Annotated in this window: 15 protein-coding genes, 1 other RNA gene and 1 pseudogene; 10 read left to right on the forward strand and 7 right to left on the reverse strand. The window is 61.5% G+C overall.

The genetic code is table 11. From position 1 onward, the window contains the following. The first annotated feature begins 214 nt into the window (after positions 1-214). The gene (locus ADK28_RS00865; RefSeq protein ID WP_016930186.1) at positions 215-610 is read left to right on the forward strand and encodes a DoxX family protein; all 396 of its coding nucleotides are present in this window, start codon (positions 215-217) and stop codon (positions 608-610) included. Between the two features lie 70 nt (positions 611-680). After that, entirely contained in the window at positions 681-1667 is a 987-nt protein-coding gene (locus ADK28_RS00870) for a glutathione S-transferase family protein (protein ID WP_004937116.1), read from the forward strand. 51 nt (positions 1668-1718) lie between these two features. On the opposite strand, the gene ADK28_RS00875 is transcribed toward ADK28_RS00870, so the two are convergent. Next, complete coding sequence (locus tag ADK28_RS00875) at positions 1719-2615, reverse strand: LysR family transcriptional regulator (protein WP_004937113.1); 897 nt, start codon at positions 2613-2615, stop codon at positions 1719-1721. 107 nt (positions 2616-2722) lie between these two features. Between ADK28_RS00875 and ADK28_RS00880 the strand changes: the two genes are divergently transcribed. Then, complete coding sequence (locus ADK28_RS00880; RefSeq protein WP_048794646.1) at positions 2723-3424, forward strand: pirin family protein; 702 nt, start codon at positions 2723-2725, stop codon at positions 3422-3424. Between the two features lie 57 nt (positions 3425-3481). Here ADK28_RS00880 and rnpB read toward each other — a convergent pair. Beyond that, positions 3482-3859: RNase P RNA component class A (gene rnpB, locus ADK28_RS29215), an RNA gene on the reverse strand. A gap of 41 nt (positions 3860-3900) precedes the next feature. Further along, positions 3901-4764, reverse strand: a complete 864-nt coding sequence (gene rsmI / locus ADK28_RS00885) for a 16S rRNA (cytidine(1402)-2'-O)-methyltransferase (RefSeq protein ID WP_048794647.1) — start codon at positions 4762-4764, stop codon at positions 3901-3903. Between the two features lie 62 nt (positions 4765-4826). Here rsmI and ADK28_RS00890 point away from each other — a divergent pair, with 62 nt between their 5' ends. Genes ADK28_RS00890 through dolP form a run of 4 tightly spaced genes read left to right on the forward strand, consistent with a single transcriptional unit; the run spans position 4827 to position 8443 of the window. Further along, positions 4827-6866: a penicillin-binding protein activator gene (locus ADK28_RS00890; protein ID WP_048794648.1), complete on the forward strand. Its 2040-nt coding sequence runs from the start codon at positions 4827-4829 to the stop codon at positions 6864-6866. After that, positions 6863-7216 carry a YraN family protein gene (locus ADK28_RS00895; protein ID WP_015379164.1) on the forward strand — a complete coding sequence of 118 codons (354 nt, stop codon included), beginning with the start codon at positions 6863-6865 and terminating at the stop codon, positions 7214-7216. Before ADK28_RS00890 ends, ADK28_RS00895 begins: the two co-directional genes overlap by 4 nt. Before the next feature lie 51 nt (positions 7217-7267). Continuing rightward, a complete protein-coding gene (gene diaA / locus ADK28_RS00900; RefSeq protein WP_004937103.1) occupies positions 7268-7858 on the forward strand; it encodes a DnaA initiator-associating protein DiaA in 591 nt (196 codons plus the stop codon). 9 nt (positions 7859-7867) lie between these two features. Beyond that, entirely contained in the window at positions 7868-8443 is a 576-nt protein-coding gene (dolP, locus tag ADK28_RS00905; RefSeq protein ID WP_004937101.1) for a division/outer membrane stress-associated lipid-binding lipoprotein, read from the forward strand. A 39-nt stretch (positions 8444-8482) separates the two neighbouring features. Here dolP and mtgA read toward each other — a convergent pair whose 3' ends face one another. The 4 genes and pseudogenes from mtgA to ADK28_RS00925 form a co-directional block, all read right to left on the reverse strand. Next, on the reverse strand, positions 8483-9214 hold the full coding sequence (mtgA, locus tag ADK28_RS00910; RefSeq protein WP_004937100.1) for a monofunctional biosynthetic peptidoglycan transglycosylase: 732 nt from the start codon (positions 9212-9214) through the stop codon (positions 8483-8485). After that, a complete protein-coding gene (gene elbB, locus ADK28_RS00915; RefSeq protein WP_048794649.1) occupies positions 9211-9864 on the reverse strand; it encodes an isoprenoid biosynthesis glyoxalase ElbB in 654 nt (217 codons plus the stop codon). Before elbB ends, mtgA begins: the two co-directional genes overlap by 4 nt. Before the next feature lie 237 nt (positions 9865-10101). Then, entirely contained in the window at positions 10102-12441 is a 2340-nt protein-coding gene (gene arcB, locus ADK28_RS00920; RefSeq protein ID WP_016930193.1) for an aerobic respiration two-component sensor histidine kinase ArcB, read from the reverse strand. Positions 12442-12533: 92 nt separating this feature from the next. Beyond that, a pseudogene (locus ADK28_RS00925) lies at positions 12534-13472 on the reverse strand (TIGR01212 family radical SAM protein). 691 nt (positions 13473-14163) lie between these two features. Between ADK28_RS00925 and gltB the strand changes: the two are divergent. The 3 genes from gltB (at position 14164) to ADK28_RS00940 (ending at position 20702) form a co-directional block, all read left to right on the forward strand. Continuing rightward, positions 14164-18624: a glutamate synthase large subunit gene (gene gltB, locus ADK28_RS00930; RefSeq protein WP_048794650.1), complete on the forward strand. Its 4461-nt coding sequence runs from the start codon at positions 14164-14166 to the stop codon at positions 18622-18624. A gap of 14 nt (positions 18625-18638) precedes the next feature. Next, positions 18639-20057 carry a glutamate synthase small subunit gene (locus ADK28_RS00935; RefSeq protein WP_016930196.1) on the forward strand — a complete coding sequence of 473 codons (1419 nt, stop codon included), beginning with the start codon at positions 18639-18641 and terminating at the stop codon, positions 20055-20057. A gap of 165 nt (positions 20058-20222) precedes the next feature. Continuing rightward, the gene (locus ADK28_RS00940) at positions 20223-20702 is read left to right on the forward strand and encodes a hypothetical protein (protein WP_048794651.1); all 480 of its coding nucleotides are present in this window, start codon (positions 20223-20225) and stop codon (positions 20700-20702) included. Positions 20703-20849: the final 147 nt, after the last annotated feature.

Below are 20849 nucleotides of genomic sequence, written 5' to 3' on the forward strand. Positions count from 1 at the left end.
GGCAACCTGCTGATCGGCGGTATTTTATTAGCACGCTAAAGATTCAGATTTTTTGAAAAATTACGACAGTTTTACTTGCTAACAACCTGAGCACTTCCCGCTTAACATTCACTCCATCAATACGATACGGAGCGGACAGGGTCAGAGACCCGCTACGCCGCCCGTTGATATGACTACCGCCGAACAGGCACACAAAAACACTTTGGAGTAGATGATGAAAAAATTAGAAGATGCAGGTTTGCTGGTTGCTCGTATCCTGATGCCAATCCTGTTTATCGTGGCAGGCTACGGCAAAATGGGTGACGCTTACGCCGGAACTCAACAGTACATGCAATCGATGGGCGTGCCTGGCTTCTTGCTGCCGCTGACCATTCTGCTGGAGTTTGGCGGCGGTCTGGCGATCCTGTTCGGCTTCCTGACCCGCACCGTGGCGCTGTTCACTGCCGGTTTCACCATCCTGACCGCGCTGCTGTTCCACACTGATTTTGCGGAAGGCGTAAACCAGCTGATGTTCATGAAAAACCTGACCATCGCCGGCGGCTTCATCGTATTGGCGGTCGCAGGGCCGGGCGGCTTCAGCATCGACCGTCTTCTGAACAAGAAATGGTAATCTAAACTGTCATTCAGGGCCCGGCATGCCGGGCCCTGTCGTTTTTCACTCGGACACCAAGGAGATTCCCATGGGACAACTCGTCGATGGCGTTTGGCAAGACATCTGGTATGACACGAAATCTACCGGCGGCCGTTTCAAACGTTCAACCGCTCAGTTTCGCAATTGGGTGACCGCCGACGGTCAGCCCGGCGAACACGGCGCGGGCGGCTTCCAGGCCGAAGCGGGCCGTTATCACCTGTACGTTTCTCTCGCCTGCCCCTGGGCGCACCGCACGCTGCTGATGCGCAAATTGAAAGGGCTGGAGCAGATCATTCCGGTCTCGGTGGTGCACCCGCTGATGCTGGAAAACGGCTGGACCTTCGGCCAGGATTTTCCTGAAACCACCGGCGATCCGCTGTATCACGCCGACTTCCTGTACCAGATCTACCTGCGGGCAGACCCGCACTACAGCGGGCGCGTGACCGTGCCGGTGCTGTGGGATAAACAGCGGCAAACCATCGTCAGCAACGAATCCGCCGACATCATCCGCATGTTCAACAGCGCGTTTGACGGCGTCGGCGCTCGGGCTGGGGACTACTACCCGACCGATCTGCGCGGCAAGATCGATGAGCTGAACGGCTGGATTTACGATCAAGTGAACAACGGCGTGTACAAGGCCGGTTTCGCCACCAGCCAGGAAGCCTATGACGAAGCGGTCAACGGGGTATTCAACGCGCTGGAGCGCCTTGAGCAGATCCTGGGGCAACATCGCTACCTGACCGGCGATCGGCTGACCGAAGCCGACCTGCGTCTGTGGACCACGCTGGTGCGTTTCGATCCGGTGTACGTCACCCACTTCAAGTGCGACAAACACCGCATCAGCGACTATCTGAACCTGTACGGCTTCCTGCGCGACATCTATCAGATGCCGGGCATCGCCGAGACGGTCAGCCTGCCGCACATTCGCAACCACTACTACCGCAGCCATGCCACCATCAACCCGCACGGCATCATTTCCATCGGGCCGGCGCAGGATCTGGACGAGCCGCACGGCCGCGACCAGCGCTTCGGTTAAGGCGAAAAAAATCCCCTTGCCGCCCGGCAAGGGGATGTCATCCAACCGACGTTAACGTTGCGCGAACAGGCGCGGAATTTCGCGCAGGAACCAGGCCTTCGCCTCCCCCATGCTGTCGCGCCGCCAGGCCATGATGATGTCGGCTTCGCGGCTGTATTCCGGCCCCACCACGCGCAGCCGGCCGGCTTCGATATCTTTCTCCACCATCGGATACGGCATGGTCGCCACCCCCAACCCGGCCAGCAGCGCCAGACGTTTGTCTTCAATGGTGCTCACCGTCAGGCGCTGTTGCTTGTCCAGCAGCTGTACGGTCAACACCGGGCGCTCGCGAGCGGTATCCGCCACCGCGATGCCGCGGTATTTCACGCGGGTCACCTCGGACAACGGTTCCGGCTCCTGGTGGATAGGATGATCCGGCGCGGCGACATAAACGCTCATGACCTTGTACAGTTTGCGGGTGTTGATCTCCGACGACGCGCGAAAATGCATGTCCGGCGCGATCACAATGTCGGCGCGTCCCTGTTCCAGCCGCTCCCAGGCGCCCGCCAGCACTTCGGTGAAAATCGACACCTGGGTATTGGCCTTCAGCGCCAGCTTGTCCACCAGCGGGAACAGCAGGCTCGGCGGCGACAGCGCTTCACTGACGATGGTCAGGTGGGTTTCCCAACCGCGCGCCAGCGCCTCGGCGTCGGTGGTCAGCTTATCGGCCGCCTCCAGCAGCACCCGCCCGCGCTCCAGCAACATGCGCCCGACGTTGGTGAACTTGGTGCGGTGGCCCGAACGGTCGAACAGCACCACGTCCAATTCTTCTTCCAATTTTTGCATGGTGTAGCTGAGCGCCGACGGCACCCGGCCCAATTCGTCGGCGGCCGCGGCGAAACTGCCACGCCGGTCGATCGCATCCATCACTCTCAGCGCCTCAAGCGTGAGCGCCCGATCTCTGGCCATCACATCCCTCTGTCAGGAAATTTGAATATGCCGACCAGATTAACTGGCTAACAATCCGACGTCCAGATGCTTACCATTTGGATAATGAATTTAGAGAGCCGATTGCCATGATTACATGCAGAACAGCACAACAATGCGGGCAAGCTGACTTTGGTTGGCTGCAGGCTCGCTACACCTTTTCCTTTGGTCACTACTTCGATCCCAAACTGATGGGCTACGCGTCGCTGCGGGTGTTGAATCAGGAGGTGCTGGCACCGGGCGCGTCGTTCCAGCCGCGCACCTATCCCAGCGTGGATATCCTGAACCTGATCCTGCAGGGCGAGGCGGAATACCGCGACAGCGACGGCAACACCGCGCGCGCCAAAGCCGGTGAAGCGCTGCTGTTGGCCACCCAGCCGGGCCTGAGTTACAGCGAACAGAACGTCAGCAGCGATACGCCGCTGACCCGCCTGCAGCTGTGGCTGGACGCCTGCCCGGAACGCAACAACGAGCGAGTGCAGCGCCTGGCGCTGCCGGCGGCAGGCAACCTGCTGCTGGCCTCGCCGGACGGCGCGCAGGGCAGCCTGCAGCTGCGCCAGCAGGTTTGGATCCACCATCTCGATCTGCAGCCGGGCGAAGAACAAACGCTGACGATTAACGGGCCGCGCGCCTATTTGCAGTCGATTCACGGCACCATCGCCGCCACCGGCGAGCGCCACGAGGAACAGCGTCTGACCTGCGGCGACGGCGCCTTCGTGCGTGAGGAGAATCGCCTGACGATCCGCGCCGAGACGCCGCTGCGCGCGCTGCTGATTGACCTGCCGGTGTAAGCCGACCGAAAAACGAAAAACCCCGCGCAACTGGCGTTGCGCGGGGTTTTCTTTTGTCGAGGGAGTTGACCGGTAAGCCGGGTTCTGTCGTGGACAGTCATTCCTCTAGGCCAGCAATCGCTCACTGGCTCAAGCAGCCTACCCGGGTTCAGTACGGGCCGTACCATGTGAACCCCTATTTGGCCTTGCTCCGGGTGGAGTTTACCGTGCCACGAACTGTTGCCAGCCGCGCGGTGCGCTCTTACCGCACCCTTTCACCCTTACCTGATCCCGCTTGCGCGGGCCATCGGCGGTTTGCTCTCTGTTGCACTAGTCGTAGGCTTGCGCCTCCCAGGCGTTACCTGGCACCCTGCCCTATGGAGCCCGGACTTTCCTCCCCTCCATCTGTCTCCCCGAAGAGGACGGCAATGAAGCGGCGACTGTCTGGTCAACTCCGGCGCGGATAGTAGCGTCGCGGCGGCGGCAGGTCAACCGCTTTACGGCTGTTGTTGCTCCAGCGCGTGCTTATACAGCGCATTTTTCTTCACGCCGTGGATTTCCGCCGCCAGCGCCGCCGCCTTTTTCAGCGGCAGCTCTTTTTGCAGCAGCGCCAGCGTGCGCAGCGCCTCGAGCGGCAGCGCATCCTCCTGCGCCTTGTGGCCTTCGACGATCAGCACCATCTCGCCGCGGCGGCGCACTTCATCTTCCTGCACCCACGCCAGCAGCTCGCCCACCGGCGCGCCGTGGATGGATTCCCAGGTTTTGGTCAGCTCGCGCGCCAGCACCACATAGCGCTGCGGGCCCCAGACGGTGACCATGTCCTGCAGGCTTTCCAGCAGGCGGTGGGTGGATTCGTAGAAAATCAGCGTGCGCGGTTCCTCCGCCAGCGCCATCAGCGTATCCTTGCGCCCCTTGGTTTTCGCTGGCAGGAAGCCTTCGTAGCAGAAACGGTCGGAAGCGACGCCCGCGGCGCACAGCGCGGTAGTGGCGGCGCAGGCGCCCGGCAGCGGCACCACGCGAATGCCGGCCTCGCGGCAGCGGCGCACCAGGTGATAACCGGGATCGTTGATCAGCGGCGTGCCGGCGTCGGACACCAGCGCGATGCTCTGGCCTTCCTGCAGTTTCGCCAGCAGCCGATCGGCCTTTTGCTGTTCGTTGTGATCGTGCAGCGCGAACAGACGCGCGTTAATCGCGAAGTGTTGCAGCAGCAATCCGGTATGGCGCGTGTCTTCCGCCGCGATCAGATCAACGCTTTTCAGTACCTCTAACGCACGGTGGGTGATATCGCCCAGATTGCCGATGGGGGTGGGCACCACATACAGCGTTGATGCAGAAATGACTGATTGTTGGTGTTGATTCATTGTTTCATCCGGGTTGCCGATTTAATATTGAGCATCTTGAAAAAAACATCACTGGATACAGTATGCTTTCCTCAACATTCGTTCGTACCAAAGCAGGGCGTTCCAAGCCTGTCCGACTTACCGCAGTCATCGCGGCCGCCCTTTTCCTGGCAGGCTGTCCAAGTCGGGCCCCGCAAACGCCGCCCGCCAATATACAGGACGAAGCGAGCGCCAGCTCCGATTACTACCTGCAGCAGTTGCAGCAAAGCAGCGATGATAACAAGGCTGACTGGCAATTACTTGCTATTCGCGCCTTGCTGCGTGAAGGAAAACTGCCGCAGGCCGGCGACCAGTTGAATCAGTTGCCGAAAAACCTCAGCGGCGCACAGCAGACTGAACGCCAGTTGCTGACTGCCGAACTGCAGATCGCCAACAAGAGCTACGTCAGCGCCCGCAGCACGCTGGGCCACCTGGACAGCGGTGCGCTGTCGCCGAATCAGAAGGTGCGCTACTACCAGGCGCAGATCGCCGCCAACCAGGGCAAAGCGTCGCTGCCGCTGATCCGCGCCTATATTGCTCAGGAGCCGTTATTGACCGGCAAGGCGCACCAAGACAACCTGGATCAAACCTGGCAGGCCCTGCTGCAGCTGCCGCCGCAGGAGATGAACAGCCTGGTGATCAACGCCGACGAGAACGTGCTGCAAGGCTGGCTGGATCTGCTGCGCGTCTATCAGGACAACAAGCAGGATCCCGATCTGCTGAAGGCCGGCATCAAAGACTGGCAGAACCGTTATCCGAAGAACCCGGCGGCCAAAACGCTGCCGGCTCGCCTGAACCAGGTGCTGAACTTCACCCAGGCCTCCACCTCGAAAATCGCCCTGCTGCTGCCGTTGAACGGCCAGGCGAAAGTGTTCGCCGACGCCATCCAGCAAGGCTTCGAAGCGGCGAAAAACGGCGGCTCCATGCCGGCGCCGCAGCCTCAAGCCGCGCAACCGGCCAGCGCATCGGCCCCAACGGCGCCGGCCGATCAGGCCACTACGGGTGACATCAACGCCAACGGCGCTGTCAGCCCTTCGGCGCAAGAGAGCCAGCCCGCCGTGACCGCCGCGCAACCCGCTGCGCCGTCCAGCGCGCCGATAACGCCGCCGCAGGCCGCCAACGCGCAGGTCAAAGTGTACGATACCACCAGCCAGCCGCTGGCCGCCTTGCTGAGCCAGGCGCAGCAGGATGGCGCCACTCTGGTGGTCGGGCCGCTGCTGAAAGAGAACGTCGATCAGTTGTCCGCCAGCACCACCACGCTGAACGTGCTGGCGCTCAACCAACCGGAAACGCCGAAAGACAACCTGAACATCTGTTACTTCGCCCTGTCGCCGGAAGATGAAGCGCGCGACGCCGCCCGCCACATCTGGGAACAGCAGAAGCGTCAACCGCTGCTGCTGGTGCCGCGCGGCGCCTTCGGCGATCGCGTCGCCAGGGCCTTTAACCAGGAATGGCAGAAGCAAGGCGGGCAAACCGTGCTGCGTCAGGACATCGGCTCCGCCGGTGAACTGCGCCAGATGGTGAACAGCGGCGGCATCCGCATGACCGGCACGCCGATGTCGAGCGCCCCGGCGCCGCAGAGCGTCACCATCGCCGGGCTGACCATTCCTGCGCCGCCGAGCGACGTGCCCGCCGCCACCGGCGGCAGCGTCGACGCGGTGTATATCGTCGCCACGCAGTCTCAGCTGACGCTGATCAAACCGATGATCGACATGGCCACCAGCTCGCGCGGCAAGCCGGCGATGTACGCCAGTTCGCGCAGCTACCAGGCCGGCGCCGGCCCGGACTTCCGTCTGGAAATGGAAGGCTTGCAGTTCAGCGACATCCCGCTGCTTGCCGGCTCAAACCCTCAGCTGTTGCAGCAGGCCAGCGCGCGTTTCCGCAACGACTACTCGCTGGTGCGCCTGTATGCAATGGGGATGGATGCCTGGACATTGGCCAACCACTTTGCTGAAATGCGCCAGCTGCCGGGCTTCCAGGTTTCCGGCACCACCGGCACGCTGAGCGCGTCGCCGAACTGCGTGATCAACCGTAAGCTGCCTTGGCTGCAATACCGTCAGGGCACGGTCGTTCCAGTCTCTTGAACCCACGCGCCTCAGGGGCGGGCTATGAGCTACTGGCCCGCCGTCACCTGGAACACGCCGGGCTCACCTTCTGTGCCGCCAATGTCGCGGTGCGCGGCGGTGAGCTCGACCTCATCATGCGCGACGGCACCACCTGGGTGTTCGTCGAAGTGCGCTACCGCCGCAACGACGCCTTCGGCGGCGCGGCCGCCAGCGTCACCTTTCGCAAACAACAGCGGTTGCTGCACGCCGCCGCCGTCTGGCTGGCGGGGCGCGGAGCCAGTTTTGACACATCATCTTGCCGTTTTGATGTTTTGGCCATTACCGGTAGCCAGTTAGAATGGATACCCAACGCCTTCAATGCGGATTAATCGGGGTTTTACGGCGCAGACCGGCCCTTTGACTTAGTGGATTAATACAACGTGCTGGATAGAATTAAAGTCTGTTTCACCGAAAGCATCCAAACCCAGATCGCGGCGGCGGAAGCACTGCCGGACGCCATTTCCCGCGCTGCGATGACGCTGGTTCAATCCTTACTCAACGGCAACAAAATCCTGTGCTGCGGCAACGGCACCTCGGCAGCCAACGCGCAGCACTTCGCCGCCAGCATGATCAACCGTTTTGAAACCGAGCGCCCCAGCCTGCCGGCCATCGCTCTCAACGCCGACAACGTGGTGCTGACGGCAATCAGCAACGATCGGCTGCACGACGAAGTGTACGCCAAGCAGGTGCGTGCGCTCGGGCACACCGGCGACGTGCTGCTGGCGATTTCCACCCGCGGCAACAGCCGTGATATTGTGAAAGCGGTCGAGGCGGCCGTTACGCGCGATATGACCATCGTCGCGCTCACCGGCTACGACGGCGGCGAGCTGGCCGGGCTGCTCGGCCAGCAGGATGTCGAAATCCGCATCCCGTCGCACCGCAGCTCGCGCATTCAGGAAATGCATATGCTGACCGTAAACTGCCTGTGCGACCTGATAGACAATACGTTATTCCCCCACCAGGACGATTAAGGAACTGAGATGAAGCTAAAAGCCACATTTGCAGTGCTGTCCAGCGCCCTGCTGTTGCAAGGCTGTATCGCCGGCGTCGTCGTCGGTAGTGCGGCCGTCGCGACCAAAACCGCCACCGACCCGCGCAGCGTAGGGACCCAGGTGGATGACGGCACGCTGGAAGCCAGGGTCGAAAGCGCCCTGAGCAAAGACCAGCAGTTGAAGAAAGATGCCCGGGTGGTCGCCACCGCCTATCAGGGCAAGGTGCTGTTGACCGGCCAGTCGCCTAACGCCGATCTCACCGCGCGCGCCAAGCAGATCGCCATGGGCGTGGAAGGCACCACCGAAGTGTATAACGAAATCCGTCAGGGCACGCCGGTCAGCCTGAGCACCGCGTCCTCCGACACCTGGATCACCACCAAGGTGCGTTCGCAGCTGTTGACCAGCGATACGGTGAAATCGTCCAACGTGAAGGTCACCACCGAAAACGGCGAAGTGTTCTTGCTGGGCCTGGTCACGCAGCAGGAAGGGCAGTCGGCGGCGCAGATCGCCAGCCAGGTCAGCGGCGTGAAGCACGTCACCACCGCCTTTACCTACGTGAAATAATCCGCCTGGCGGGAGCGGCGCCGTGCCGTTCCCGCCCGTTTAATCCAGCTTGTTCTCGCGTAAAAACGCTTCCCCGCCCAGTTGCCGCATCTGCCGCATGATCCACTGTTGACGCTGCACCACATAGCCGGACGGCGCATCGGCCCTGAAGCGATGCGGATTCGGCAATACCGCCGCCAGCAGCGCCGCTTCGGCCGCGCTCAGACGTTTGGCCGGCTTATGGAAAAAGCGCTGTGAAGCCTCTTCCACGCCGAACACCCCATCGCCGAACTCGACGATGTTCAGGTACACCGTCAGAATACGCCGCTTGGTCCACACCAATTCGATGCCCGACGTCAGCCCGGCCTCCAATCCTTTGCGCAGCCAGCTGCGGCCATCCCACAAAAACAGGTTCTTGGCGGTTTGCTGCGACAGCGTGGACGCGCCGCGAATGCGCGTCGGGCGCTTCTCGTTGTGGCTGAGCGCCTTTTCAATGGCCGCCACGTCGAAGCCCCAATGGTCTGGAAACTTCTGATCTTCCGCCGCCATCACCGCCAGCGCCATTTGCGGCGAGATGTCGTCCATCGACACCCAGTCCGAATGGGCGACATAGCCGAAGTCGCCGCTCAGCCAGGCGCTGACCTGTCGCTCCACCATCACGGCGGAAAACGGCACCGGCAGGAAGGCAAAGAGCACAATGCCCAACACCCACAGGCCGATAATCGCGATGACGCCGCGCTTCAGCCAATACCACGGGCGCAGCCGCCGCCATCCGACGAGCGATTTTCTCATTCAGCCAGTTCCAGCACCCGCGCCACCAGCTTATCGATGCCCAGGGCCGCCTGCGCGATAGACGGCGCCAGCATATAGGCCGGCGTGGTCACGATCTTATGTTCGCGATCCACCACGATGTCGTCCACCGGGCAAATCACCGGTTCGCCGCCCATGGCGTCAATCACATCCCCCAGATCCGGATCGTTGCCAATGGTGAGCCGCGCTTGTTGATCCAGCAGTTTCGGCAACAGCGCCGGCGCGATGCACATCAGGCCAATTGGTTTGTTGGACTTATGCATCTCGCGCGTCAGGCGCGCCAAATCTTCATCGACCCAACATTCCGCGCCGGCTTCGGCGAAATTGCTGAGGTTCTTGGCGGCGCCAAAGCCGCCGGGCACGATCAGCGCATCCAGCTGCGCGGCCTCCGCCAGCGCCAGCGGCTGCACCGCACCGCGGGCAATGCGCGCCGATTCAATCAGAACATTGCGCGACTCCGCCGTCTCCTCACCAGATAAGTGATTAATAACATGGCGTTGTGGTTTATCAGGCGCAAAGCACACCGCCTGGGCGCCGGCACGATCCAACGCCAGCAGCGTCAGCACCGCTTCATGGATCTCCGTACCGTCATAAACGCCGCTGCCGCTGAGGACTACACCCACCTTTTTCATCACTCTTACTCCTGTCGCTGCTGTCAACTGGTTCGTGCTCGGAGTTGACAAACACTAATCTACATCACACATTTTAATGAATCTTCTAACAAGAGCGCTTACATTTGCTATGTTGTTGGCTGTATGATGTTTAGGAATTCGCAACAACCTGCTCGACCAGAACACTGAAACCAATACGCAGGTTCACAATTTCCCTGGTGTTGGCGCAATATTCGCGCACCCCGGCTTAGGTCGGGGTCATTTTTTTTCAGCGTTCTCAACCCAAGCCCGCAGTACCTGCACGTCGTTGCGCCACTCTTGTTTCAGCTCATCTACCCAATCCTGCACGTTATCCCACCAGGCCGGCAGCGTCGGCGTTTGAATCTGCTGCGCCAGCTGCTGCAGATGGCGCAGACCGACCGAACCGGCGGCGCCCTTGATCTTATGCCCTTCCTCAGTGATGCCTTTCTGATCGCGCGCCGTCATGTTGGAGTCCAGCACCGCCAGATAGCCCGGCATCATCTGTTCGAACATCTCCAGGCTTTGGTGGATCAACTGCGGGCCAACCAGATCCATGTACTGTTCCAGCATCGCGGTATCGAGTAACGACTCATTAATCTGCATCGCCTTGTGCTCCGTTTTCTTTGAAGTGTGAGAAGGTTGATGATCCCAATAGTGTTTGATGACCTTGGTCAGCGCCGGCACCGACAGCGGCTTGCTCAGCACATCGTCCATGCCCGCCTCGAGATACTCTTTTTTGTCTTTCAGCACGTTGGCGGTCAGGGCCACCAACGGCGGCAGCGCCTGCCCGGCATAGCGCTCGCGCAGCGCCCGGGCGATGTCCAGCCCGGTCATGTCCGGCAGTTGAATGTCCAGCAGCACCAGATCGAACTCGTCCGGATCGAACATCGCCAGCGCATCGTGGCCGTTCATCGCCACGTCGACGCTGTTGCCCAGCTTCTCCAGCACCGAGCGCGCCACGATCACGTTCAGTTCGATATCCTCCACCAGCAGGATGTGCAGCGCCGGCAACGGCAGCGCCTCTTCTTCCGGCGCCGCGCTGACGGCTTCCTGCACCGCCGGCGCCTTGATGGTTAAGGTAAAGCAAGAACCGTGCCCTTGTTCGCTGCGCACGGTAATGTCGCCGCCCATGCTCTGCGCCAGCCGCTTGGAGACCGCCAACCCGATGCCGGTGCCGGTGGCCGGGCGGCCGCCGCGCTGATCTTTCACCTGGTAATACATGGCGAAGATCTTGTCCTGCTCGTCCTGCGGGATGCCCATGCCCGAGTCTTCCACCTCGAACACCAGTTTCTCCTGCGCCTCGCGCCGCACGCGCACCACAATTTGCCCCTGCTGGGTAAATTTCACCGCGTTGCCGATCAGATTCCACAAGATCTGCCGCAGGCGGGTGCCGTCGGTCACGATCTGCTGCGGCAGCGGCGTCTGCGGCTCCATGACGAACTGCAGCCCTTTCGGCTGCGCCAGCAGGCCCGAGAGGTTCTCCAAATCCGCCAGAAAACCGGTGAAGTCCACCGGCTGGTTGTCGAGCTGCACCTTGCGCCGCTCGAGCTTGTCCATTTCGATAATGTCGTTGAAGATATTGCCGAGGGTGATGGCGCTGACGTGGATGGTCTTCAGGTATTTCAGCTGCTCGTCGTTCAGCTCGGTATCGAGCAGAATGCGGCTCAGGCCGACGATGCCGTTAAGCGGCGTACGCAGCTCGTGGCTGATGGTGGAGATAAAGGTGGTCTTCTCCCTGCTGGCGTTCTCCAGCGCGTCCTGGTAGCGCTTACGCTCGGTAATATCGCGTCCGAAGCCCATCAGCCCGTGGCGTTTGCCTACCCGGTCGTAAAACGGGACCTTGCGCAGCTCGAAACAGGCCTTGCGGCCGTCGGGATACACCAGCCATTGTTCGTAGGTTAGCGAAACGTTGTGGCGGAACACCTTCTCGTCGGTCTCAATGACCTTTTCGGCGATCTCCTGGCCGTAGACGTCGAACGGCGTCAGGCCGATCAGCTGTTTCTCGCTCTTGCCGGTCAGCAGTTCCATCGCGCGGTTACAGCCGGAAAACTCTTTGTCTTCGTTGCGGTAGTAGACCAAATCCGGCGAGGCATCGAGGAAGGAACGCAACAGCGCCGATTGCTGGCCCAGCTCAATCTGCGCCAGCTCGCGCTGTTCCATCTCTTCCGTCAGCTTTTCCATCACCTGCAGGCGCTCTTCTTCCGCCTTGATACGGTCGGCGATCTCCTGATTCAGCTGGCTGATATTGTCTTTGAGCTGCTGATTGAGCTCCAGATCGCGGTGGCGCATCTCTTCGAGCTTGTCCACCAGCCTCGCCAGCCGTTGGCGCGACTCTTCCAACTGTTCCACCACCACCGAGAGAAAATAGACCGCCCACGGGGTGATCAACAGGCCGAAGAAGATCGAACGCACCACGTCGATGCTTTCCACTTCGCCGCGCAGCAGCATGGTCACCGCCATCTGCACCACCATCGCCAGCACCACCAGCGCCGAGGCCAGCAGCAGCGAGAAGCGCACCAACCCCAGTTTCACCATTAAATCAACGTAGTACTGGGCCAACACCCGGATTTGCTTCATAGCGGCTCCCTTCAGACACAATCTTTTGAATCATACCGTAAAACAGCGGTGAGATAAGGCGGCAAACGCCGAAGTGTGGCAAAGATTGCACTTCAGAGCGGCATGCCGGGCCGGTAGCGCCGTTTTTCATCCAGCGCGCTGCCCTGCCCGCCGTGCCGTTGCAGATAAGCGCCGACCGCCTGCATGCCGCTCCAGCGGTTTTCGCACCACAGCGGCGCCAGCAGCGTCGGCCGCCGGGCGCTGGCGGAAAGACGGTGGTACACCACCTCGCCCGGCGTATGGCGGATCATCTCCCCGGCGCTGGCGGCGTAATCCTCCAGCGCCAGTTCGGGCAACCGCCCGGCCTGTCACGCCCGCGCCAGGATACTGCCGGTGACAACGTGCAGCGGATGCAGCTTGATGCCGTCGACGCCGGTCTCCGTCACCCGCTGCAGCGTAAGCAGATGATCGCGCTGGGTTTCTCCCGGCAGCCCGACGATCAGATGGCAGCACACCTTCAGCCCGCGCTGCCGGGCCAGCCGCGCAGTCTGCTGATAACAGCGAAAATCATGGCCGCGGTTGATGCGCTTCAGTGTTTTATCATGCGCCGTCTGTAGCCCCAGCTCCAGCCACACCTCATAGCCTTGCTCGCGGTATCCCGTCAACAGATCCAGCGCGGCGGCCGGCACGCAGTCCGGCCGGGTGCCGACGCACAGTCCGACCATGGCGCTCTGCGCCAACGCCTGCCGATACATCGCCTCCAGCCGTTCAACCTCCGCATAGGTGCTGGTATAGGCCTGGAAATAGGCCAGATAGCGCCGCGCCCGATCGACCCGCGCGGCCTGCTGCGCCAGCTGTTCGCCGATGCTCTGGCGCTGCATCGCCTCATCGGCAAACGAGGCGACGTTGCAGAACGTACAGCCGCCGCGCCCCAACGTGCCGTCGCGGTTAGGGCAGCCGAATCCGCCGTGCAGCGTGAGTTTATGGATCTTTTCGCCATAGCGGCGCTGGAGATCCGCGCCAAACATATTGACTAATTGCGGCAACTGCATAATCTTGGTGGTTCTCTGTGTTCAAAGCCGCGATGCTAATAAGAAACGGTTTTTCCCGCGATGACAGAGATCAACGCTTTCCCCGCAAGGCGTCACCAGGCATAACTATTCATCATAAATGCAAATCAATTCACTATAATTCTGATGAATTATTCTAATCGTCACGCAACCGTTAACGGCAATATGACAACACGGTGAAAAATAGTCATAAACATCAGCCAAGCAATATCTTATAGAATAAAATTCTGGCATTAACCCCCGCACTAGCATGGTGCAGAGATTAAGGGGTTGCACTATAGTGAGACAGCTCACACTTCTGCGGGGATCGACGTTGCCCCACGATAGTGCAAAAATGCATTAAAACACTTATTTTTCAAATAAATAAACATCACTAATTCGATAAGAATCTATCTTAAGCCCACATTTGACCTGCGAATTCTTTCTCGCTAAGTTGGAAGTCCGCTGGAAGCTTTCTGGACGGGCAAACGTCTCGTCATATTTATGCAGTAATTGAAGACTCCCTCTTAAAACAAGTCCTATACCACTTGTGAGACCGTCACGAGAGGCCATTGATGGAGGGCGGAAAAGCAGATTGGCGGGGTTAACTTGCTGATTGGACTTCTGCCTGAAATTGGGAAGCCCCCTCGCAGTAGGTTGTGAGAGTCACGCAGAGCCTGGGGAGGTTCACGATATGTTGTACGATAAATCCCAAGAGAGGGACAACTGTGGTTTCGGCCTGATCGCCCATATAGAAGGCGAACCTAGCCACAAGGTGGTGCGCACCGCCATTCACGCGCTGGCCCGCATGCAGCACCGCGGCGCGATCCTGGCCGACGGCAAGACCGGCGACGGCTGCGGCCTGTTGCTGCAAAAACCCGATCGCTTCTTCCGCATGGTGGCGGAAGAGCGCGGCTGGCGTTTGGCCAAAAACTACGCCGTCGGCATGATGTTCCTCAGCCAGAATGAAGAGGAAGCGCGCCTCAGCCGCCGCATCGTGGAAGAAGAGCTGCAAAACGAAACGCTGTCGATCGTCGGCTGGCGTGAAGTGCCGACCAACCCGGACGTGCTGGGTGAAATCGCCCTCTCCTCCCTGCCGCGCATTGAGCAAATCTTCGTTAACGCCCCGGCCGGCTGGCGCCCGCGCGATATGGAGCGCCGCCTGTTCGTGGCGCGCCGCCGCATCGAGAAACGGGTGCAGGATGACAGCTTCTACGTCTGCAGCTTCTCCAACCTGGTGACGATCTATAAAGGCCTGTGCATGCCTGCGGATCTGCCGCGCTTCTATCTCGATCTGGCGGACCTGCGCCTGGAGTCGGCCATTTGCCTGTTCCACCAGCGCTTCTCCACCAACACCGTCCCGCGCTGGCCGCTGGCTCAGCCGTTCCGCTACCTGGCACACAACGGCGAAATCAACACCATCACCGGCAACCGCCAGTGGGCGCGCGCCCGTACCTATAAATTCCAAACGCCGCTGATCCCGGATCTGCAGGCCGCCGCGCCGTTCGTCAACGAAACCGGCTCCGACTCCAGCTCGCTGGACAACATGCTGGAGCTGCTGCTGGCGGGCGGGATGGATCTCATCCGCGCCATGCGCCTGCTGGTGCCGCCGGCCTGGCAGAACAACCCCGACATGGACGGCGATCTGCGCGCCTTCTTCGACTTCAACTCGATGCACATGGAGCCGTGGGACGGCCCGGCCGGCATCGTGATGTCCGACGGCCGCTACGCCGCCTGTAACCTCGATCGCAACGGCCTGCGCCCGGCGCGCTACGTGATCACCAAAGACAAGCTGATCACCTGCGCCTCCGAAGTCGGCATCTGGGATTACCAGCCGGATGAAGTGGTGGAAAAAGGCCGCGTCGGCCCCGGCGAGCTGATGGTGATCGACACCCGCAGCGGCCGCATTCTGCACTCGGCGGAAACCGACAACGATCTGAAAAGCCGCCACCCGTATAAAGAGTGGATGGAGAAAAACGTCAAACGCCTGGTGCCGTTCGAAGATCTGCCGGACGATCAGGTCGGCAGCCGCGAGCTCGACGACGCGCAGCTCGAAACCTACCAGAAACAGTTCGGCTACAGCAGCGAAGAGCTGGATCAGGTGATCCGCGTGCTGGGCGAGATTGGCCAGGAAGCCACCGGCTCAATGGGCGACGATACCCCGTTCGCCGTGCTCTCCAGCCGGCCGCGCATCGTTTACGACTACTTCCGCCAGCAGTTCGCGCAGGTCACCAACCCGCCGATCGATCCGCTGCGCGAAGCGCACGTCATGTCGCTGGCCACCAGTATCGGCCGTGAAATGAACGTGTTCTGCGAAGCCGAAGGCCAGGCGCACCGCCTGAGCTTCAAATCGCCGATCCTGCTGTACTCCGATTTCAAACAGCTCACCACGCTGGAAGGCGAATACTATCGCGCCGAGACGCTCGATCTGACCTTCGATCCGCAGCAGCAGGATCTGGAGCAAACCATTCGCGCCCTGTGCGACGAAGCGGAACGCAAGGTGCGCGAAGGCGCGGTGCTGTTGGTGCTGTCCGACCGCGCCATCGCGCCCGGCCGCCTGCCGGTACCGGCCCCGATGGCCGTTGGCGCCGTGCAGACCCGGCTGGTGGAGAAAAGCCTGCGCTGCGACGCCAACCTGATCGTTGAAACCGCCAGCGCCCGCGATCCGCACCACTTCGCCGTGCTGCTCGGCTTCGGCGCGACCGCCATCTACCCGTATCTGGCCTATGAAACCCTGGCCAAACTGGTGGACAGCCAGGCGATCGACAAGAAATACCGCGACGTGATGCTGAACTACCGCAACGGCATCAACAAAGGCCTGTACAAGATCATGTCCAAGATGGGCATCTCGACCATCGCCTCTTACCGCTGTTCCAAGCTGTTCGAAGCGGTCGGCCTGCACCGCGATCTGGCGGATCTGTGCTTCCAGGGCGTGGTCAGCCGCATCGGCGGCGCCAGCTTCAGCGACTTCCAGCAGGATCTGCAGAACCTTTCCAAGCGCGCCTGGCTGAAACGCAAGCCGCTGGAGCAAGGCGGCCTGCTGAAGTTCGTGCACGGCGGCGAATACCACGCCTACAACCCGGACGTGGTGAACTCGCTGCAAAAAGCGGTGCACAGCGGCGAGTACAGCGACTACCAGGCCTACGCCAAGCTGGTGAACGAGCGGCCGGTCGCCATGCTGCGCGATCTGCTGGCCATCACGCCGAAAGGCGAACCGATCCCGGTCGATCAGGTCGAGCCGGCGGAATCGCTGTTCAAACGCTTCGACACGGCGGCGATGTCGATCGGCGCGCTGAGCCCGGAAGCGCACGAGTCACTGGCGATCGCCATGAACGGCCTCGGCGGCTTCTCCAACTCCGGCGAAGGCGGCGAAGATCCGGCGCGCTACCGCACCAACAAGGTGTCGCGCATCAAACAGGTGGCCTCCGGCCGCTTCGGCGTAACGCCGGCCTACCTGGTGAACGCCGACGTGATCCAGATTAAGGTGGCGCAAGGCGCCAAGCCGGGCGAAGGCGGCCAGCTGCCGGGCGATAAAGTCACCCCGTACATCGCCAGACTGCGTTACTCGGTGCCGGGCGTGACGTTGATCTCCCCGCCGCCGCACCACGACATCTACTCGATCGAAGATCTGGCGCAGCTGATCTTCGATCTGAAGCAGGTCAACCCGAAGGCGGTGATCTCGGTGAAACTGGTGTCCGAGCCGGGCGTCGGCACCATCGCCACCGGGGTGGCGAAAGCCTATGCCGATCTGATCACCATCGCCGGTTACGACGGCGGCACCGGCGCCAGCCCGCTGTCCTCGGTAAAATATGCCGGCTGCCCATGGGAACTGGGCCTGGTGGAAACCCAGCAGGCGCTGGTGGCCAACGGCCTGCGCCACAAGATCCGCCTGCAGGTGGACGGCGGTCTGAAAACCGGCGTGGACATCGTCAAAGCGGCGATCCTGGGCGCGGAAAGCTTCGGCTTCGGCACCGGGCCGATGGTGGCGCTGGGCTGCAAATACCTGCGCATCTGCCACCTCAACAACTGCGCGACCGGCGTCGCGACTCAGGACGACAAGCTGCGCCGCGATCACTACCACGGCCTGCCGGAACGCGTGACGAATTACTTCCAGTTTATCGCGCGTGAAACCCGCGAGATCATGGCTCAACTGGGCGTGAGCCAACTGGTGGATCTGATCGGCCGCACCGAGTTCCTGACCGAGCTGGACGGCATTTCCGCCAAGCAGAACAAGCTGGATCTGTCGCCGTTGCTGACAACCGCCACGCCGCATCAGGGCAAAGCGGTGTACTGTACCGAAAGCAGCAACCCGGCGTTCGACAAGGGTCTGCTGAACAAAGAGTTGCTGGCGCAGGCGGAACCGTACATCGAAGCGAAGCAGGGTAAAACCTTCTACTTCGACATTCGCAACACCGACCGCTCCGTGGGCGCCATGCTGTCCGGCGCGATCGCCAACGTACACGGCGATCAGGGGATGGCAGCCGATCCGATCAAGGCGCACTTCTCCGGCACCGCCGGGCAGAGCTTCGGCGTCTGGAACGCCGGCGGCGTCGAGTTGACCCTGACCGGCGACGCCAACGACTATGTCGGCAAAGGCATGGCCGGCGGCAGCATCGCGGTGCGTCCGCCGATCGGCTCCGCCTTCCGCAGCCATGAAGCCAGCATCGTCGGCAACACCTGCCTGTACGGCGCCACCGGCGGCAAGCTGTTCGCCGCCGGCCGCGCGGGCGAACGCTTCGCGGTGCGCAACTCCGGCGCCATCACCGTGGTGGAAGGCATCGGCGACAACGGCTGCGAATACATGACCGGCGGCATCGTCTGCGTGCTGGGTAAAACCGGCATCAACTTCGGTGCCGGCATGACCGGCGGCTTCGCCTACGTGCTGGACGAAGACGGCGAGTTCCGCAAGCGCGTAAACCCGGAGCTGGTGGAAGTGCTGGATGTCGATCAGCTGGCGATCCATGAGGAGCACCTGCGCGGCCTGATCACCGAACACGTGCAGGCGACCGGCTCTTCCCGCGCGGAAGAGATCCTGGCCAACTGGCCGGAGTGGGCGCCGAAGTTCGCCTTGGTCAAACCGAAGTCCAGCGATGTCAAAGCGCTGTTGGGTCACCGTAGCCGTTCCGCAGCCGAGCTGCGGGTGCAGGCGCAGTAAGAGGTAGGTCATTAATGAGCCAGAACGTTTACCAATTTATCGACCTGCAGCGTGTTGATCCGCCAAAGAAACCGCTGAAGATCCGCAAAATCGAGTTCGTCGAGATCTACGAACCGTTTTCGGAAACCCAGGCCAAGGCCCAGGCGGACCGCTGTCTGTCCTGCGGCAACCCGTATTGCGAGTGGAAGTGCCCGGTGCACAACTACATCCCGAACTGGCTGAAACTGGCCAACGAAGGCCGCATCATGGAAGCGGCCGACCTGGCGCATCAGACCAACAGCCTGCCGGAAGTGTGCGGCCGCGTATGCCCGCAGGATCGCCTGTGCGAAGGCTCCTGCACCCTGAACGACGAGTTCGGCGCGGTCACCATCGGCAATATCGAGCGCTACATCAGCGATAAGGCCATCGAAATGGGCTGGAAGCCGGACATGTCGCACGTGCAGCCGACCGGCAAGCGCGTGGCGATCGTCGGTGCCGGCCCTGCCGGGCTGGCCTGCGCCGACGTGCTGACCCGCAACGGCGTCAAAGCGGTGGTGTATGACCGTCATCCAGAGATCGGCGGCCTGCTGACCTTCGGCATCCCGGCTTTCAAGCTGGAAAAGGAAGTGATGGTCAAGCGCCGCGGCATCTTCAGCGAGATGGGCATCGAGTTCCAGTTGAACACCGAAGTGGGCAAAGATGTCAGCATGGAGACCTTGCTGAGCGAGTACGATGCGGTGTTCCTCGGCGTCGGCACCTATCAGTCGATGCGCGGCGGCCTGGAGAATGAGGAAGCGCAGGGCGTGTACGACGCACTGCCGTTCCTGATCGCCAACACCAAGCAGCTGATGGGGTATGAAACCGATCAGCACGAGCCTTACGTCAGCATGGAAGGCAAACGGGTGGTGGTGCTGGGCGGCGGCGATACCGCCATGGACTGCGTGCGCACCTCGGTGCGTCAGGGCGCAACGCAGGTCATCTGCGCCTACCGCCGCGACGAAGCCAACATGCCGGGCTCCAAACGCGAAGTGAAGAACGCCCGGGAAGAAGGGGTGGACTTCCAGTTCAACCTGCAGCCGCTGAGCATCGAACTGAACAGCGCCGGCCGCGTGGCCGGAGTGAAAATGGTGCGCACTCAGCTGGGCGCGCCGGATGCCAATGGCCGTCAGACGGCGGAGCAGGTGCCAGGTTCCGAACACGTGATCGACGCGGACGCGGTGGTGATGGCGTTCGGCTTCCGCCCGCACCGCATGGACTGGCTGGCGGCACACGATGTGCAGCTCGATAAACAGGGCCGCATCCTGGCGCCGGAAGGCAGCGACAACGCGTTCCAGACCAGCAACCCGAAAATCTTCGCCGGTGGTGACGCAGTGCGCGGATCTGACCTGGTAGTGACGGCGATCGCCGAAGGCCGTAAAGCGGCAGACGGCATCATGAACTACCTGGAAGTGTAAACCTTCCGTACCATCAGAGGCTCGGCATATTGCCGGGCCTCTTTTTTTAGCCTGCCACGCTTTGTAACAACCTCCCCTCTCCCCACCGCCTCAACGCGCTATAGTATTGAGTTAGCACCATTGCGGGGCGCGGCTGCGCCTGACACCGAGATAAGGATAGCGAACATGAAATGCTCCATTTCCCTGTTGGCCGGCGCGCTGCTGGCCGTCAGTTTCAGCGCTTCAGCCATGGCGCTGGATTCGCAGGAGGTTGGTTACAATATCGAAGCGCGCGGCGCACGGCCGGTCGTGGTGCAGTTGGGCAAGGCCGGGCAGTTCGGCGCCGTGGAAAACAGCATCCGGCTGGGGGACGACAGCTGGATTGCCCTGGCGCCCAAGTTGGCCGGCGGCGGCAATGCCGGCTTTACCGCCGGCATCAAATCGGCCCTCTCCGCGGCCCTGATCTACAATCCGGCGGCGGTGTTGCAGGCGCTCAACAAAGGCAACGATCTGCCGCTCAATGACATTTGCACCGCGCCGCCGGAGGTGCAAGGCGACACCGCCATCACCAGTTTCCGTGAGCGTGCAGCCCACGCCCTATCTACCGTGCGCGTAGGCGATCTCAGCGCGCCGCGCGACGCCTGCATTGCCGCGTTGAAAGGCTGAGCGCGTCTGCCGGGCAAAAAAAAGCACCCCCATGGGGTGCTTTTTCGTTTGTTCTCACGGGGTTATTTCACCACGCGCAGCGCCGGGCGGCCACCGCGCGGCGTGTGGGGTGACAATCATTTCTGCACGGTTCGGGGCAACCTTGGC

The organism is Serratia sp. 506_PEND, assembly GCF_001076875.1.
Classification (GTDB): Bacteria; Pseudomonadota; Gammaproteobacteria; order Enterobacterales; family Enterobacteriaceae; genus Serratia; species Serratia marcescens.